General features: G+C 68.0%; 19 protein-coding genes. 8 read left to right on the top strand and 11 right to left on the bottom strand.

The genetic code is table 11. From position 1 onward, the window contains the following. Window positions 1-10: 10 nt before the first annotated feature. The 6 genes from RIN43_RS10640 to RIN43_RS10615 form a co-directional block, all read right to left on the bottom strand. Window positions 11-1,210, bottom strand: coding sequence for a Gfo/Idh/MocA family oxidoreductase (locus RIN43_RS10640; protein ID WP_309128890.1), 1,200 nt, complete (start codon window positions 1,208-1,210; stop codon window positions 11-13). A 27-nt stretch (window positions 1,211-1,237) separates the two neighbouring features. Then, on the bottom strand, window positions 1,238-2,296 hold the full coding sequence (locus tag RIN43_RS10635; protein ID WP_309128889.1) for a LacI family DNA-binding transcriptional regulator: 1,059 nt from the start codon (window positions 2,294-2,296) through the stop codon (window positions 1,238-1,240). Between the two features lie 3 nt (window positions 2,297-2,299). Then, window positions 2,300-3,196 (bottom strand): carbohydrate ABC transporter permease, encoded by an 897-nt coding sequence (locus RIN43_RS10630; protein WP_309128888.1) that lies wholly within the window; start codon window positions 3,194-3,196, stop codon window positions 2,300-2,302. Continuing rightward, on the bottom strand, window positions 3,189-4,154 hold the full coding sequence (locus RIN43_RS10625; RefSeq protein WP_309128887.1) for a sugar ABC transporter permease: 966 nt from the start codon (window positions 4,152-4,154) through the stop codon (window positions 3,189-3,191). The genes RIN43_RS10630 and RIN43_RS10625 overlap by 8 nt, the downstream gene beginning before the upstream one ends. Before the next feature lie 4 nt (window positions 4,155-4,158). After that, window positions 4,159-5,433 carry a sugar ABC transporter substrate-binding protein gene (locus RIN43_RS10620; protein WP_309128886.1) on the bottom strand — a complete coding sequence of 425 codons (1,275 nt, stop codon included), beginning with the start codon at window positions 5,431-5,433 and terminating at the stop codon, window positions 4,159-4,161. A 248-nt stretch (window positions 5,434-5,681) separates the two neighbouring features. Beyond that, window positions 5,682-6,452, bottom strand: coding sequence for a MerR family transcriptional regulator (locus tag RIN43_RS10615; RefSeq protein WP_309128885.1), 771 nt, complete (start codon window positions 6,450-6,452; stop codon window positions 5,682-5,684). Between the two features lie 125 nt (window positions 6,453-6,577). Here RIN43_RS10615 and RIN43_RS10610 point away from each other — a divergent pair, with 125 nt between their 5' ends. From RIN43_RS10610 to RIN43_RS10600, 3 genes are all read left to right on the top strand, one after another. Next, entirely contained in the window at window positions 6,578-7,138 is a 561-nt protein-coding gene (locus RIN43_RS10610; protein WP_309128884.1) for a hypothetical protein, read from the top strand. A 161-nt stretch (window positions 7,139-7,299) separates the two neighbouring features. Beyond that, window positions 7,300-8,139: a DUF4097 family beta strand repeat-containing protein gene (locus RIN43_RS10605; protein WP_309128883.1), complete on the top strand. Its 840-nt coding sequence runs from the start codon at window positions 7,300-7,302 to the stop codon at window positions 8,137-8,139. Further along, window positions 8,136-8,765 (top strand): helix-turn-helix transcriptional regulator, encoded by a 630-nt coding sequence (locus RIN43_RS10600; protein ID WP_309128882.1) that lies wholly within the window; start codon window positions 8,136-8,138, stop codon window positions 8,763-8,765. The genes RIN43_RS10605 and RIN43_RS10600 overlap by 4 nt, the downstream gene beginning before the upstream one ends. A 68-nt stretch (window positions 8,766-8,833) precedes the next feature. On the opposite strand, the gene RIN43_RS10595 is transcribed toward RIN43_RS10600, so the two are convergent. Then, entirely contained in the window at window positions 8,834-9,376 is a 543-nt protein-coding gene (locus RIN43_RS10595) for a universal stress protein (RefSeq protein ID WP_309128881.1), read from the bottom strand. 154 nt (window positions 9,377-9,530) lie between these two features. On the opposite strand from RIN43_RS10595, the gene RIN43_RS10590 reads away from it, so the two are divergent. After that, window positions 9,531-9,719 (top strand): DUF3073 domain-containing protein, encoded by a 189-nt coding sequence (locus RIN43_RS10590; RefSeq protein ID WP_309128880.1) that lies wholly within the window; start codon window positions 9,531-9,533, stop codon window positions 9,717-9,719. Window positions 9,720-9,809: 90 nt separating this feature from the next. On the opposite strand, the gene RIN43_RS10585 is transcribed toward RIN43_RS10590, so the two are convergent. After that, the gene (locus tag RIN43_RS10585; RefSeq protein WP_309128879.1) at window positions 9,810-10,394 is read right to left on the bottom strand and encodes a hypothetical protein; all 585 of its coding nucleotides are present in this window, start codon (window positions 10,392-10,394) and stop codon (window positions 9,810-9,812) included. 130 nt (window positions 10,395-10,524) lie between these two features. On the opposite strand from RIN43_RS10585, the gene RIN43_RS10580 reads away from it, so the two are divergent. Further along, a complete protein-coding gene (locus RIN43_RS10580) occupies window positions 10,525-11,076 on the top strand; it encodes a sigma-70 family RNA polymerase sigma factor (protein ID WP_309128878.1) in 552 nt (183 codons plus the stop codon). Window positions 11,077-11,080: 4 nt separating this feature from the next. Then, on the top strand, window positions 11,081-11,545 hold the full coding sequence (locus tag RIN43_RS10575; protein ID WP_309128877.1) for a hypothetical protein: 465 nt from the start codon (window positions 11,081-11,083) through the stop codon (window positions 11,543-11,545). A 27-nt stretch (window positions 11,546-11,572) separates the two neighbouring features. On the opposite strand, the gene RIN43_RS10570 is transcribed toward RIN43_RS10575, so the two are convergent. From RIN43_RS10570 to purM, 3 genes are read right to left on the bottom strand one after another with little or no spacing between them, the layout of a single operon-like run. Beyond that, window positions 11,573-12,904 (bottom strand): MFS transporter, encoded by a 1,332-nt coding sequence (locus RIN43_RS10570; RefSeq protein WP_309128876.1) that lies wholly within the window; start codon window positions 12,902-12,904, stop codon window positions 11,573-11,575. After that, entirely contained in the window at window positions 12,901-14,367 is a 1,467-nt protein-coding gene (gene purF / locus RIN43_RS10565) for an amidophosphoribosyltransferase (protein WP_309128875.1), read from the bottom strand. The genes RIN43_RS10570 and purF overlap by 4 nt, the downstream gene beginning before the upstream one ends. Window positions 14,368-14,400: 33 nt before the next feature. Continuing rightward, window positions 14,401-15,504, bottom strand: a complete 1,104-nt coding sequence (gene purM, locus RIN43_RS10560; protein ID WP_309128874.1) for a phosphoribosylformylglycinamidine cyclo-ligase — start codon at window positions 15,502-15,504, stop codon at window positions 14,401-14,403. Window positions 15,505-15,751: 247 nt separating this feature from the next. Between purM and RIN43_RS10555 the strand changes: the two genes are divergently transcribed. Both RIN43_RS10555 and RIN43_RS10550 read left to right on the top strand, forming a co-directional pair. Then, on the top strand, window positions 15,752-16,072 hold the full coding sequence (locus RIN43_RS10555; protein WP_309128873.1) for a hypothetical protein: 321 nt from the start codon (window positions 15,752-15,754) through the stop codon (window positions 16,070-16,072). Between the two features lie 55 nt (window positions 16,073-16,127). Continuing rightward, window positions 16,128-16,727 carry a zinc-binding alcohol dehydrogenase gene (locus RIN43_RS10550; RefSeq protein WP_309128872.1) on the top strand — a complete coding sequence of 200 codons (600 nt, stop codon included), beginning with the start codon at window positions 16,128-16,130 and terminating at the stop codon, window positions 16,725-16,727. Window positions 16,728-16,736 lie beyond the last annotated feature (9 nt).

Below are 16,736 nucleotides of genomic sequence, written 5' to 3'. Positions count from 1 at the left end.
CCACGTTCGATCATCCCGCGGCCGTCAGGCTCGCCGGTTCGGTCTCGACCTGCCCGTTCTCGAAGTAGGCGATGAGCGCAGGGTCGAGCTCTGGAACCTCGATGGCGGAGCCGTCACCCCGCAGCGACTGAGTGGCCAGGATGCCGGCGGCGACGGCCTCGCGCGCGGCGACAGGCGAGGTCTCGGTCAGCCCCCCGTCGCGCACGAAACGCAGGAACTCGGCGACCAACAGGGCGTCGGCACCGTCATGGCCGGCATCAGGCGCGGACTCGATCGGGAAGACCTCGTCGGCCTCGGAGTAGCCTCGATGGCGTCGGTTCCAGAGCTTGACGACCCCGCCCGACGTGTCACCGAAGTTCTCGATGCGACCCTCAGTGCCGATGACGGTGTAGTTGCGCCAGTAGTCGGGCGTGAAGTGGCACTGCTGGTACGAGGCGAGGATGCCGCCGTCGAGGCGCATGTTCACCATCGAGATGTCTTCGACGTCGATCGTCGGGTGCAGGCCGGTCAGTGCGGTCGGCGGCCAGTTGTCGACGCTGAACCAGTCGGGCATCCGCTCGTCGGATCGGTCGCGGCGATCATCGATGTCGCCGTACACGCTGAGCTCGCCCATCGCGGCGACCTTCTGCGTGTACGCGCCGGCGAGCCAGTGGATCACGTCGATGTCGTGCGCGCCCTTCTGCAGCAGCAGGCTCGTCGTGCGGGTGCGGTCGGCATGCCAGTCCTTGAAGTAGAAGTCGCCGCCGTGGCCGACGAAATGGCGGCACCAGATGGCCTTGACCTGCCCGATGCGCCCCTGCTGGATGAGCCGGCGCATCAGGGTCACGACCGGCATGTGCCGCATGTTGTGGCCGATGTAGAGCCGCGATCCCGTGCGACGGGCGGTCTCCAGCATGGCGTCGGCGTCGGAGAGCTCGATTGCGAGCGGCTTCTCGCAGAACACCGCGACACCTGCTTCGAGGGCGCGGATGCTGATCGCGGCGTGAGCGTGGTCGGGCGTGAGGACCATCACGGCGTCGACCCCCGAGGCGAGCAGCTCATCGAGCGAATCGGTGATGAAGGCTTCGGGAAGAAGTCGGCGGGCGTCGTCGCGGGCGCGTTCGGAGGGGTCGCACACCGCCGTCACCCTCGAGCCCTCGCCGGGGCGGTGCACCTCCTTGCGCAGTGAGGCGCGCGCGCCGAATCCGATGATGCCGATATTGAGATCCATGGTTCTCCTTCGAGGATGTGCGCGTCGTCAGCGCAGACGAGCGCCGGGGGCGTCGAGGTCTGTCGAGTCGCCCGGGAACAGCGACCAGGGGAAGTCGTGCACGCGCGCTGGCCCGAGGTCATCCGAGAGCGCGCGCTCCACGATGATCCGGGCCTGCCGCGCGTAGAAGTCGGTCGGTCCGACGGTGGTCAGGGTGGGGGCGACGAGCCGCGCGTCCGGTGTGTTGCCGACACCGATGACGGCGACATCGTGCGGCACGCGCAACCCGAGCATGTGGGCCGCGTTGATCGCGGCGAGCGCGGCGAAGTCGGTCGTGGCATAGACGGCGGTCGGGCGGGTGGGCGCGGAGAGCAGCCGTACCGCGGCGGCGAACGCACTCGCCTGCGTCTCCGCGTACGTCTGCGTCCACGAAGGATCGGCGCGGAGTCCCCGCTGCGACATCCGCTCGACGTACGGCGTGTACCGCGTCGTCTGCGTCGACGCGAGCCGCACCGCGTTGTCGGATGCCAGGCAGCCGATCGCGCTGTGCCTCTCGAGCAGGTGATCCATCGCCAAGTAGCAGCCGGGCAGTGCGTCCGAGCGGATCACATCGAACCCCTCGGGCTCGAGCGTCTCCGAGAAGACGACGAGCCGCCGGCCGCGCTCGACGAGATCGGCCAGCTTCTCGCGGCTGTCGTGGTCGACGCCCGCGCCGTCCAAGTACGCGACATCGCTCTCCACCCGGTCGAGGGCCGCATGCCAGTCGCCGTCCGCCAGGATGAGCGTCGTCAGATCGTGCCGGTTGGCCTCGAGGTTCACGGCGTCCGCGACCGCGAGAGACCAGGGATCGCTGAGCATGTGCAGTGACAGCTGGATCATGCCGCTGCGACCGGTGCGCATCGCCCGCGCCGCGCGATTGGGCCGATAGTTCAGCTCCTCCGCGGCGGCGTGCACCCGCGCCGCGGTGGCCTCCGCCACGCCGGAGCCGGATGCCGACCCCGCTCGCCCCGAGAACACGTATGACACGGTCGCCGTCGACACCCCTGCGAGCTCCGCGACCATGCGGAGGGTGGGGCGCCGCCGCGCCTGGCGCTCGTCCTGCGGCATCCGTCAGCCCTTCGATCCGCTGAACGCGATGCCCTGGATGAACTGGCGTTGCAGGATCATGAACGTGATCAGCATCGGCAGCGTCGCAAGCAGTGCACCGGCCATCAGCACCGGATAGTCGGTGCCGTGCAGGCCGACCAGCTGCGAGAGACCGACCGACAGCGGCATCTTCTCGGGGTCGGTCGTGACGATGAGAGGCCAGAGAAGGTCGTTCCACGACCAGAGCACGGTGAACACCACGAGAGCGATGATGCCAGGCTTCGCGAGCGGAACCATGATGCGCCAGAACGTCTGCCACGGATTCGCCCCGTCGATGCGCGCGGCCTCCTCGAGCTCGGCGGGCAGCGACATGAAGAACTGCCGCATCAGGAAGGTGCCGAACGCGCTGAAGATGCCGGGGACGATCAGCGCCTGCAGCGAGTTCAGCCAGCCGAGCGACTGGATGATCTCGTACTGCGGCAGCAGATACAGCTGCGAGGGCACCATGAGCACCGAGAGGAACAGCACGAAGAGGGCGTTGCGTCCGCGGAAGGGGATGCGCGCGAAGGCGTATCCGGCCATCGTGCACAGCACCACCTGGCCGACGGTGCGTCCCACGGTGAGCATCACCGAGTTCGCGAACATCTGCCCGAACGGCATCGACTCGAAGACCTCGGCGTAATTCGTGAACACCCACGGGTCCGGCAGCAGGCTCGGCGGCACCTGCACCGAGTCGGACAGCGTCTTGAACGACGTCAGCAGCTGCCAGATGAACGGGAACACCATCAGCACCGCGCCGACGATGAGCACCAGGTGCACGGCCCAGATGCCGCGGTTCTTCGGACTGCGACCAGCGGACCGGGCACGGGTGTCGCTGTCGGCGCCGACGACGGCGCGGGTATCGAGCGAGACGTCACTCATAGTGCACCCACTTCTTCTGCATCCGGAACTGCACGACGGTCAGCACGAGGATGATGATGAGCAGCAGGAAGGCGACCGCAGCCGCGTAGCCCCGGTCGTTGTCGAGGAAGCCCGCTTCGTAGAACAGGTACACGACGGTGCGGGTGTTCGGCATGGCCGGGTTGCTGCGTCCCAGCATCATGTAGATGAGGTCGAACACCTGCAGCGCCCCGATCACGCTGATGACACTGACGAAGAAGATCGAGGGCGACAGCAGCGGAATGGTGATCGAGAAGAACTTGCGCACGGGGCCGGCCCCATCGAGGTCGGCGGCCTCCATGACCGTATCGGGAATGCCCTGCAGGCCGGCGAGGAAGATCACGATGTTGGTGCCGAGGCCAGCCCAGATGCCGACGACGGCGATCGCGACCAGAGCCGTCGACGGATCAGTGAGCCAGCTGCGTCCGTCGAGGCCGAACCAGCCGAGGGCGACGTTGAGCACGCCGTAGTCGCCGTTGTAGATCATGCGCCAGACCAGCGCGATGGCGGCGGGCATCGTGACGACGGGGATGAAGTAGAGGGTGCGATACGCGCTTCGACCCTTGAGACCCGCGCTGTTCAGCAGCGCGGCGATCCCCACGGCGATCGGGATGCCGATGAGGGCGATCACGGTGTAGATCGCGGTGTTGCGCAGAGCCCCGATGAGCTCGGCGTCCTGGAACAGACGCTCGTAATTCTCGATGCCCACCCATTCGGAGCCGCCGAAGGGACCGGACTTGGTGAACGAGATGATCAGGGTGCGCACGGTCGGCCAGAGGTAGAAGACCGCCAGGCCGAGCGCCATCGGACCGATGAAGACCAGCGCCCACCAGGGGGAGGCGCCCGGGTTGCGCCGCCGGCGGCGGACGCCGGAGGGCTGAGCCTCCGGCATCCGCACGACCGGCGTCTCCGCGCGCTGCGCGAGGAGATCGCTGCTCACGACGTCACTCCTGCTCGGCGTCCAGAGCCGCCTGCATCTTCTCGGCGAGGTCCTTCAGACCGTCCTTCGCCGAGACATTGCCCGCCCACACCTGCGACAGCACCTCGCTCTCGATGCTCGTCCACGCGGACGTGTTCTTCGACACCGGGTAGGGGACGGACGTCTCGAGGGCGTCGATGTAGACCTGCAGGTCGTACTGCGGGAGGGCATCGACCCAGGCCTGCTGTGTGCCGTCGAACGCCGGGATCACCGTACCGGTCTCGGCCTGGATCGTGGCAGCGGCCTCGCCGCTCGCGAAGGCGGCGAACTCCTTCGCTTCGGCGAGGTGAGGGCTGTTCGCGTTGGCGACGTTCGCGACGCCGTGGATCACGCTCTGGTTGCCTGCGGGGCCCGCGGCGAGCGGCGCCACATCGACCTTGTCGGCGATGTCCGCGTTGTCGGCATAGGCGATCGCTGCCCAGGACCCGTTCTGGAACATGGCGACCTTGCCCGAGAGGAAAAGGTCCTCTGGGTTCGTGTCGGTGAGCTGCTGCGCCGTCGGTGACGAGCCGGCGTCGATCTGGTCGGTCCACAGCTCGATGCCGGCGAGCGCCTCGGGGCTGTCGTAGCCGGTCTTCGTGCCGTCGGCCGAGATCACCTCGCCGCCGGCCTGCGCGATCGAGTTGTAGAAGTTCTCCTGACCGTACTGGCTGGCGGCGATGCCGAACTGCCCCTTGGCCGCGTCGGTCAGCTTGGCCGCCGCATCCTTCAGGTCTTCCCAGGTCCACCCCGCGGCCGGGTAGTCGACATCCGCCGCGTCGAAGAGCTCCTTGTTGTACCAGACCGCCACGGTGTCGAAGTCCTTCGGGGCGCCGTAGAGCGTGCCGTCGTACGTGTAGAGGTCGACGAGGCCCTGCGGGTAGTCAGCGGCGTCGATACCGGTGTCGTCGAGCGGCGCGAGCTGCCCGTTCGAGGCGTACAGCTGGAAGTTCGGTCCGTTCATCCAGAAGACGTCCGCGGCGGATCCACCGCTGGCCGCGGTCTGCAGCTTGGTGAAGTACTCCTTGTAGGGCGTGACCTGGATGTCGATCGTGACATTGGGGTGCTCTTCGGTGAACGCTGCGGCGATGTCCTCCATCGCAGGCTTCTGGTTCTCGTCCCAGATGGCGTAGCTGAGGGTGACGTCGCCGCCCGATTCGCCCGATGGCGTTCCGGATGCGGACGAACAGGCGCTCAGGGCGAGAGCGGCGACGGCAGAGAGTGCCAGCGCGCCGGCGGCACGGCGGGTGGGCTGCGACATGGGGTCTCCTTTGACGGTGAGGGGTTGGTTCGCCAGTGCGGTAGCTCGGGAATCGGATTGGTTAATCGATTAGTACTGTTAAACGATTAGCAGGATAGCTCGATCGATCCGCCACCACAACTCGGGAGTGCCGCCCGCCGCCTCACCCACCCGGAATGCAGGAGATCGCCCGGAATGCAGGGCGGATGCTGCGAAAGCATCCTGCATTCCGGGCGATCCCCTTCGAGTCAGGCGCCGGGTCAGGCGGCCTACAGGTTGGCCTCGGCGTACACGCGCAATGCGTCACGCACGAACTCGGCGCCGGCCGTGCCGCCCCTGCTCGTGGCGTAGTTCGCCCCGAAACGCGGGTCGGCGACGTACATCTCACCGAGACCGATGACGTACGCCTTCACGTCGCCGCCCGGTACGGCGGCGGGCGTGCCCGGGATGCCGGTCAGCCACTCGACGTGCCGACGGGCGATGTCCTGAGCCTCGTCGGATGCCGGGTCGATGCCGCTTTCCGCGGCGGCGATCCAGTCCCTGCCGAGATCCGAGACACGCTGCTGCCAGGCGGCGCGTTCGTCATCGCTCATGCCCCGCCACCAGCGGTCGCTGTCGGCGTAGGCCTTCTTGCCCCAGCGCTGCTCGACCTCGTCCTTGTACTGGGTGTGGTCGAAGCCGTCGAACATGTTCTCTGCCATGAGGTGTTCCCCTCCTTTCAATGCGGTGATGGTGGACTCGACGGACGCGATCTGCCGCGAGAGCCGATCCTGCTCCTGGCGCAACCAGGCGAGGTGCGACTCGAGGGCGGATGCTTCGCTGCGCTCACGGTCAATCACATCGGCGATCTGCGGCAGCCCGAGCCCGAGCTCGCGCAGCAGCAGGATGCGCTGCAGGCGCACGAGCGCGGCCTCGTCGTAGTGCCGGTATCCGTTGTGAGCGACGCGAGTGGGCGCGAGCAGGCCGATGTCGTCATAGTGACGCAGCGTCCTGCTGGTGGTGCCGGCGAGCCGGGCGATCTCCTGGATCGACCAGTCCATGGCGCTCCTCCTGCCTCTTGCGTTCCGTCGATGATCCCACGCTAGAAGTTGACGTTGCGTAAAGGTCAAGCAGGGGTGACGCGGTTCCGGTTAGTCTGGACCCGTCTGAGTCGAGGGGGAACCATATGGACAACATCCAGAGCGCTTCGCGCCGCACAGTACTCAAGGTCGGAGCGTGGAGCGTGCCGGTGATCGCCGCGGCGGTCGCAACACCGCTGGCGGCGGCCAGCACCGCGGTGGATCTGCAGTTCTGGCTTCTTGCCGGCGACGGGTATTCCATCGACAACGCAGCCGGCACCCGCCGCCTGAACGTGTCACTGCCATCGCGATTCAGCATGTTCACGACGGCGGGCACCGTTCCTGCAGGCACGACGATCAGCATCAAGTACGACAACCGCTTCCATTTCGGGCCGTCCGCATTCTTGGACGCGGACGACACCCCGCTTGCGATGGTCGGCGACATCGTGAGCGACGGCATCCGCAGCACTGCGACGTTCACGGTTCCCGTTCCCGTCACGACCGACTGGACCGTCATCGGGCTGGAGTTCGAGACGAACGGGCGAGAGTTCCATGACGACTACGCCACGATGATCGCCACGGCCATCGCCCCCGGTGGAGACGACCCCGACCCCACCAACAACACCCGCGCGCTGGAAGGCGAGTACGAGGACCTTCCCCTGCCCTGACAGCACCCATTTCTGAAGAGGCTCCGGCGATCCATTCGCCGGAGCCTCTTCAATTTTCTGCGAGATTGCGAACCGACTCTTGACATACTCGAGATATATCGTGTTATTCTCCTAACACGCGATATATCTTGATATCGCCTCGACAGGAGAGAAGAAACGACATGACCGAGAAGTGGCTCATCGCCCCCGGCGAGGAACGCGTGATCGACATCGCCTCGGCATCGCGCCTCAAGGTCGGGCTCGTGGGCGGACAGGTCGACATCGTCGCCCACGACGAACCCGGCATCCGCATCGAGGTGCACGGCGTCACCACCAAGGACCTGCGCATCGAGTCCGACGGCAGCCAGGTCGAGATCGACCATCCTCAGATCGGCTGGGACAACTTCCTCGAAGTGTTCCGCAACTTCGGCACCGGGGGCCCCAAGGCCGAGCTGAGCATCGCCGTCCCGCGCGGCATCGCCCTCACCCTCGGAGTGGTCAGCGCGGGCGCCCTCGTCTCCGGCATCCGCAACGACGTGCGCCTGAACACCGTGTCAGGCGAGATCATGGTGGACACCGTCTCCGGAGATCTGTCCGTCAACTCCGTCTCGGGCGACGTGCAGATCCGCAACCTCGTCGGCTCGGTGAGCGCGAACAGCGTCTCCGGCGACGTCGCGGTGACCGGCTCGCTGCGCAAGGCGACGATCGACACCGTCTCGGGCGCGATGCTCGTCGACGCTGCAGGCGATGCGAACACGATCAACCTCAACACCGTCGCCGGCTCCTCGACCATCCGACTGGACGAGACACTCGCCGCCAACTACGTGCTGCGCAGCATGAGCGGCAAGCTGCTGGTCGACGGCGTCGAGCGCTCCAGCGGCGGCCCAAGCAACTACACCGGTCAGACCGGCGAGCTGGCCGGCAGCTTCGTCGACGTGCGCGCGAACTCCGTCTCCGGCGGCATCACCGTGCTGCGCCGCCCGCAGGTCTCCGCCGCCGACGACGCGGAGTGGGAATCATGAGCCCCGCGGTCTTCTCCCATGGCGACCTGCGCCTGTATCTGCTTTCGCTGCTGGCCGAAGCACCCCAGCACGGCTACGGCATCATCCAGGCGCTCACCGACCGCACGGGAGGCACGTACACCCCCAGCGCCGGAACCATCTACCCTCGGCTTGCGAAGCTCGAGGAGGAGGGTCTGGTGAGCAAGACCGTCGACGGCCGCACCACGATCTACTCCATCACCGATGCGGGCCGCGCCGAGCTCGCGGGACGAGAGGCCGATCTGGCCGGCATCGAGGAGGGCCTCGCCGACTCGGTGCGCCTGATCGCGAACGAGGTTCGCCAGAGCGTGCAGGAGGCCATGCGCAGTCTGCGTGCCGATCTCGCGACCGCGGCGCACGAGGAGAAGAAGTCCGCGAAAGCACGGGCGCACTCCGAGGGCATGCGCGATGAGCGCGTGGGAAGCCGTGAGAACCTGCAGCGGGCGGATGCTGCGATCACGGCATTCCGTGCGCAGGTGCGAACCGACCTGCGGACGCATGTCGCGCGCGGCGGCTCGCTGCCGACTTCCGTCGTCGCGGAGCTCGAGAACGCCATGGAAGCCGCCGCCCGCGGCGTCATCCAGGCGCTCTCGAAGCTGGAGGGCTGAACACAGGCTCCACCTGCGGCGAAGTGCCGGCGTCGATCGACGCCGGCACTTCGCGTGTGTTCACCGCGCTATTCGGTCCAGATGTCCTTCTGATCGTCGGGGACCTGCTCGCCCTGGGGCACCACGAGGATCGAGCGGTGCTGCCGGTGGGCGAGGCGCGCCGCCACCGAACCCGTGAAGAACTCCCTGATCGACTCTCCGATCCCGCGCTTGCGAGTGCCGATCACGATCAGCTGCGCATCGAGCTTGTTCGCGAGCTGCTTGATCGCCAGCGCCGGATCTCCGACGAGCTGGCGGGCGGTCCAGGTGATGCCCGCCCGATCCAGGGCCGCGGATGCTTCGCGCTGCACCTCCTCGAACTCCGCCACGCCCGCGTCGAGGTTCAGGTCGATGGGAGCGGAATGCACGTATCCGTCCGGATCCTCGTACGTGACGAAACGCGTGACGTCGACGTGCACGACGACGAGCGGTGCGCTCAGCAGCCTCGCGAAGCGCACGGCCTCGTCGAGCACGTGACCGGGTTGACCGGGCTGCATGCCGACGATCACGGCCTTCTGGAGCTCGGCGTTCTGCGCGGCTTCGTCGGCTGCCGCGGGCGTGGAATCCGTCATGGTGATCGTTCCCCCTCACCGGCCGCTCGCGCGGCCTCAGGTCCTGGCGTGCATGGTATCCTGAATGCTACTCTTACCGGCCTCGAGCCGGTGCCGTGAATGTCATCGGGCTTCGCACAGCCCGCTGCTGAACTCGTAAAAGGGGGTCTCGCGCATGGGCCGTGGCCGTCAGAAGGCGAAGCACACCAAGATCGCTCGCGAACTCAAGGCGTACAGTCCTGAGGTGAACTATTCGGCACTTGAGCGCGAGCTCGGGCACCCCGACACCGACGGCGACCAGTACGTCGACAAGTGGGCCGATCAGTACGAGGATGAGGACGAGGACGAGCTCGAACGAGCCTGATCCGCCTCGCATCCGCATCGACACCCTGGTCGACGAGCATCCGCTCCGTCGACCAGGGTGTCGTCGTTGTCGCCGATTGCCGCTGCAGGCTCAGTCCCAGCGGATCGCCGAGGCACGGTTGCGCCACGAGCCCAGATCGCTGTCATAGCTGTAGTAGCCGTAGGTCGCACCCGAGAACCCGGGGTGCTCCCACAGCTTCGTCTTGCAGCCGGAGTAGCTCTTGAACGAGTCGATGTCATCGTTCCAGCCGATCGCGCCGAGATCCGAGAACGTGAACGCGAGTCCCTGCGTGCAGGAATAGCTCGATGTCGCGGTGTAGGAGCGCCCACCGTAGTTCGGGTACGAGTAGATGGTGCCGAGCGCGTACGTGGCGGCCGCCGCAGCCATGCGGGCGTCGGTGGTGGAGCCCGTCCTGCTCGCCGTGCCGTAGACGAGCACTTCGCCCGTCGCTTCGTAGACGGCATCCGCGAGCTCCGACGCGGTGGCGGCGCACACCCGCACGCCCGTGTCGATGTTCACCGAGCAGTGGTCGCCCTCGCCGTGGCTTGCGGTCAGGTCGGCGCTGAGACCACCGTCTCCAAGCCCGGATGCCGCAGCCGGAGCGGCCGCCCCCGTGGCCAGCAGTGCGCCCAGGGCAGCGGGAAGCAGCAGACGACGCGCCAGGTTCCGGATCATGTTCTTCTCCTCACATCGCGACTCCGCACCGACGGACGCCGGGTGGAGAGCCGGGCGGAGGACTGGTACTCGGCATGCTAGACGAAGCGGCTGCCGTGCGCGCGGCGTGCGGACGCGCCACAATGGTCGCATGGAGCATCCGGCGAGCGCCCGTACGCCGGCATCCGACCAGCATCTCGTCGCGTCTTTGCGCGACCCCGGTTCGGATGCCCTCGTCGTGTTGCTCCGTCGACACGCGGACGCCCTGCACGACTACATCTCGACGACGGTCGCCGACGCCGCCGTGGCCGAGGACGTGTTCATGCGAGTGTTCGTGCGCGCCTGGTCGGAGCTCACGCCACGACGGATGCCGGAAGAATCTGCGCTGCCGTGGATGCTGGCCACGGCCAGGAACGCCGCTCTCGAGTCCGCGCGTGTGCGCGAGCGGGAATCCGCCCCCGTGACGTCTGATCCCCGTCGAGCCCTCGACGGCCGATCCGGCGCGCTGCGCGTGGCGTTGGCGAAGCTCACCGAGCGAGAGCAGCGGATCGTCGAGCTCTGCCTGGTCGAGGACCGCACGTACCGTCAGGCTGTCCGCCTCACCCGTAGCCGGAAGCGCCGCGGACTGCGTACACTTCTTGTTCGTCAGCGGGAGTGGTCCCGCGCTGCCGTCGCGACACTGAGGGGGAACGCGAATGGCTGAACTGATGACGGAGCATACTGTCGACCGGCTCCTGGCGGAGATCCAGCGCAGGATCCTCGCGGACGACGCCAGGCGGCGACGACGTAAGCGGCTCGTGACGGCCGCGGGCGGTCTGCTCGCCTGCGTGGCGGTGACCGGCGGAGCGTTGGCGGTGGCACAGGCGAACGACACGGCCAAGACGGTGTCGGTCTGCTACGAGGCGGCCTCCGCGCAGTCCGATGCCGCCGAGGTCGGAGCGGCCCCGATGGACGGAACGGTCGCGGCGCTGCCGAGCATGGCCTCGCGCGTGGCCTTCGCCGAGGCGCAGTGCGAGGTCGTGTGGCAGATCGGACTGCTCGGCTCGGATGCTCCCCAGGGCGGTGCCGAGGCACCGACGCTGTTCACCTGCGTGCTCGCCGACGGGCGGCTCGGCGTGTTCCCGGCCGAGGGTTCGACAGGATGCGAGACTCTCGGCCTGCCGCAACCGTGACGGGTTGTCTGTGCTGCTGCGCGGTGCTCACCAGCGCCCGTGCCGGCGCTCCCACTCGTCCTCGATCGTGCGACGGCGCCCCGCCATCATGCCGGTGGGGATCGCGGCGAGCAGCACCGCGGCGATGACCAGAAGCGGCACGGTCCATCCGCCGGTGGCGTCGTGCAGCACACCGAACAGCACGGGGAAGACCGCGGCCACCATGTAGCCCGCGCTCTGCACGAAGCTCGACAGCAGCACCGCGCTCTCGGCGGTGCGGGAGCGGATGCTGATCAGCACGAGCGACAGCGGGAAGAGCACCCCGACCAGGCCGAACAGCACGACCCACAGCCAGATCAGACTGGGAAGCGGGGCGAGGAGCAGCCCGATCACTCCCGCCACCCCACCGAGGGCGCCGACCAGGAACAGCGGCCGCGTCGCCTGGTATCGCACCACCAGAACCGGCACGAGCAGCGACGCCGGCAGGCCGATGAACCCGAACAGCGACAGCAGCAACCCGGCGACGGCCGCGTCGACGCCCGCGACGTCGATCATGATCGCGGGAAGCCACGCGAACGCGACGTACGCCATGGTCGACGACGTGCCGAACGTGATCGACAGCGCCCACACCAGCGGGATGCGCGCAAGCCGCGCGAACAGACGCCGGTTCGCGGGTGCGGTGGCGATCGGACCGGTGACGGCGAGGTCGGGCGAGTCGGATGCGGCGTGGGTCAGGTCGCCGGCATCGCGCTGGGACGTTCCGTCCCGGTGCTCCCGTGCGTCCTCGATCGACGACCGGGACGGAACCGAGCGCGCGACCATCAGCAGCCACGGGATGAGTCCGGCGACGGCGAACACCGCCCACACGGAGAGCGAGAAGCGCCAGCCCGCGGCATCCGCCATCGGAACCGCGAGCAGCGGCGGCACGAACGTCGAGATCGCCATCGCGGTCGTGTACACCGTCATCATGACGCCGATGCGGTCGGGGAAGTACTGCTTGACCAACGGAGGCAGGAGGATGTTGCCCATGCCGACCCCGGCGAACACGAGCGCCGTGGCAAGCAGCAGTCCTGTCGACTCGCCCACGAGCCCGCGCAGCAGCAGGCCGGCCGCGATCGCGGTGAGCGCCACGATGGTGAGCCGCTCCAGACCGAGCCGCCGCTCGAGGGTCGGGGTGAGCAGTCCGAACACCGCGAAGCACACCGGAGGCAGCGTGCCGATCAGCCCGGCCACGGCCGATGACAGCGGGAAGTCGGCGGCGACGCGATCGATCAGCGGCGACAGCGATGCGACGGCCGAGCGCAGCGAGAACGCGCACAGCAGGATGCCGAGTACTGCGAGCGCCCGTCCGCGCCACAGCGGTCGCGCGCCCGACGTCACGACGACTGCGACCTCTCGACCCAGTCGAGGTACTCGTCGGTCACGGTGCCGGTGATGTAGCGCCCGTCGAAGCAGCTCATGTCGAGATCGGTCAGCTCCGAGCCCTCGATGATCGCGGCCTTGAGGTCGTCGACCTCCTGGTACACGATGCGGTCGCAGCCGAGCTCCTCGGCGATCTCAGGGATGGTGCGGTCGTGGGCGATCAGCTCCGCGCGGGACGGCATGTTGATGCCGTACACGTGCGGATGCCGCACGGGCGGGGCGGCCGATGCGAAGATGACCGACTTCGCGCCGGCATCCCGTGCCATCTGGATGATCTGCTTGCTGGTCGTGCCACGCACGATCGAGTCGTCGATCAGCAGCACGTTCTTGCCCTTGAACTCCGCCGACATCGCATTGAGCTTCTGCCGCACGCTCTTCTTGCGCACCGCCTGGCCGGGCATGATGAAGGTGCGGCCGACGTAGCGGTTCTTGTAGAACCCCTCGCGGTACTCCTTGCCGAGCTTGCGGGCGACCTCCATCGCCGACGGCCGCGACGAGTCCGGGATCGGCATGACGACGTCGATCTCGTCGAGCGGCACGTGCTTGGCGATCGTGTCGGCGAGCTTGTCGCCCATCCGCAGGCGCGACTCGTACACCGAGACGCCGTTCATCACGGAGTCCGGACGGGCGAGATAGACGTACTCGAACGCGCACGGCGTCAGCTGCGTCTTCTCGGCGCACTGACGGGTGAACAGCTCGCCGTCGTTCGTGATGAACACGGCTTCACCCGGCTCGACCTCACGAACGATCTCGTAGTCGGCGTTCTCGAGCACGAGCGACTCACTGGTGACCACCCACTCGTCGGCGTCGCCGGGGGCGGCGGACGGGCGGCGTCCGAGGATCAGCGGGCGGATGCCGAAGGGGTCGCGGAACGCCAGCAGACCGTATCCGGCGATGATCGAGATCACGGCGTAGGCGCCCTCGATGCGCCTGTGGGTGCGCGACACCGCTTCGAAGATGCGGTCAGGGTCGAGGTCGACCGATGAGGTGGAGGTCTGCAGCTCGTGCGCGAGCACGTTCAGCAGCAGCTCGGTGTCGCTGGAGGAGTTCAGGTGCCGGCGATCGCGCTGGGCCATGTCGGCGGTCAGCTCACGCGTGTTGGTGAGGTTGCCGTTGTGGATGAGCACGATGCCGTACGGCGCGTTCACGTAGAACGGCTGCATCTCCTCCTCGCTGGAGGCTGTGCCCTTCGTGGCATAGCGCACATGTCCGAGGCCGATGTTCCCCAGCAGCGAGCGCATGTCGCGGGTGCGGAACGCCTCGCGCACCATCCCCTCGGCCTTGGCGAGGTGCATGACGCCGCCCGGCTCGGCCGTCGCGATTCCCGTGGCATCCTGACCGCGGTGCTGCAGGAGCAGGAGCGCGTCGTAGATGTCCTGGTTGACGGGGCCGCCAGCCACCATTCCGACGATGCCGCACATGGGTTGTTATCTGATCCGTTCTGTCTGAATGACTCAGGCGTAGGTGCCGACGAGGCGCACCGCGCCGCCGTCGACGCCCTTGGCGCCCACTTCGAAGTCCCCGGCGGGACGCTGGCCGATGTGCACGGTGCCGACCTGCCAGGCGTCGATGCCCTCGGCGCGGATCGCCGCGATCGCGGCATCCTTCTGGGCGTCGGCGACGACCGCGAGGAATCCGATGCCGAGGTTCCACGTGCCCTCGGTGTCGGTGAGCGCGGTGCTCGAGACGTCCGCGAGAACGCGGAACACCGGGCTGGGCGACCACGTGGAGCGGTCGACCTCGGCCCAGCTGCCCTGCGGCAGCACGCGGGCGAGGTTGGCGGCGATGCCGCCGCCTGTGACGTGGCTGAGCGAGTGGATGCCCTCGGGCACCGCGTCGAGCAGCCGCAGCAGCGGCGTCGTGTACAGCCGCGTCGGCTCGAGCAGCGCCTCACCCCAGGTGCCGCCGAGGTCTGCCGCGTTGTCGCCGTAGCCGATCCCCGCGTTCGCGACGATGTGCCGCACGAGCGAGTAGCCGTTGGAGTGCAGGCCGCTGGAGGCCAGTGCGATCACGGCATCGCCGTCCTGCACACGCTCCGCGCCGAGCACCGCATCCGCCTCGACCACGCCGGTCGCCGCTCCCGCGACGTCGTAGTCTCGCGGGCCGAGCAGACCCGGGTGCTCGGCCGTCTCACCACCCACCAGCGCCGTGCCGGTCGCGGCACACGCGTCGGCGATGCCGCGCACAATGTCGGCGATGCGCTCGGGCACGACCTTGCCGCAGGCGATGTAGTCGGTCATGAAGAGCGGCCTGGCACCCACCACGACGATGTCGTCGACGACCATGCCGACGAGGTCCTGACCGATCGTGTCGTGCTTGTCGATCGCCTGCGCGATGGCGACCTTGGTGCCGACGCCGTCGGTGCTGCTGGCCAGCAGCGGGCGGCGGTAGCCGAGCAGCGCGCTGGCATCGAACAGACCGGCGAAACCGCCCACCCCGCCGAGCACTTCGGGTCCGTGCGTCGCCCGCACGGACGACTTCATCAGCTCGACGGCCAGATCGCCTGCAGCGGTGTCGACACCGGCCGCGGCGTAAGGATTGGTGGGGGAGTCTGCCACCCCACCAGCCTACCGGAGCCGCACTGCACGTGAGCCGGGCGTGACCACACCAAGGCGCGCACCCGCGCAAGGCCGGCAGGCGGATCGTGCTAGTATGGGTGGTTGCGCATGATCGCCGCTTCTCACCGGCACAGCGCACGCTTCAGCCGGAGCATCCTCTCCGGACGGACCGCACCGACGCGAGTCCGTCAGCACCGGCTCATCGACCAGGCGGCAGCATGCCGCCGCACACAGCAAGAGCACAACCATGAGCAGTACCCACACTTCCGTGCGCTTCGGCGCGCCCGATTCCATGCCCGGCGAACCGACGCCGGCTTCTTCTCCCGTCGCCGCATCCGACCTCGCCTGGAAGCAGGCCGACCACGATGTCTTCGTGGCGACCCGCGAAGGCGAGTTCGCCGGCTTCGTGACCGTCGACGTGCAGGCTCACATCGTGCACGACCGGCACAATCGCCGGATCGGCAGCTACTCCACTCTCGCCGCCGCACGGCAGGCACTCGCCGACGCATCGCGACCCGCGGCTCGCGCGCGGCGACGTCGGCGCGGATTCCTCTCGCGTCGGAGATAGTCCCGGATCGCGTCGGAGATAGTCCCGGTGGTCATCCTCTGCCTACGATGAAGTCATGGTCGACAAGCCGCAGTGGCTGATCCGCGAAGACGCGAGCACGTCGGTGCTCGTCGCGCTCGCACTGCGGCAGCTTCTCGGCATCCGCGTGCCCGACGACCTGCCCTCGCTGCGCGGCCTCGAGGTGCGGCAGCCGGATGCGGTCGAGGTCGACGACGAGCTCGAGCGCCAGTGGCGCGAGTACTGGGACATGACGGTGGAACCCCGCGCCCACCGCTCCGGAGTGCCGCTCGACCTCGTCGACGGTTTCGAGACGCTGGTCGCGCTGCCGACCCGTGGCGCCGAGGAGCTGCGCGACGCGATCGTGCCGCATGCTCCGGCTGTGCTCAAATACGCCGAGAGCGCGCACCGCAGGTACGTCGAATCGGTCAGCTCGTCAGGCGGCGCCTACCGGGCGTATGCCAGCGCTATCGCCGAGTTCGAACGCGAGGTGGGGCGGCGCGCTCACTCCTTCGAACTGAACGTGCAGGTACTGCCGTTCAGCCAGCGCGGCATCTGGTGGATCGGCGCACTGAGCGTGGCCGTCACAGACGGTCTGCGCCGCGATGTGGTCGCCTTCGACACCGCGATGCGTCCGGTGATCGCCGAACTGGCCTGACTGCGAGCG

The sequence above is a fragment of the Microbacterium sp. genome (genome assembly GCF_031178445.1).
Classification (GTDB): domain Bacteria; phylum Actinomycetota; class Actinomycetes; order Actinomycetales; family Microbacteriaceae; genus Microbacterium.
Note: the sequence above shows the minus strand (reverse complement) of the source record. Positions and strands in the feature narration are given on the sequence as shown.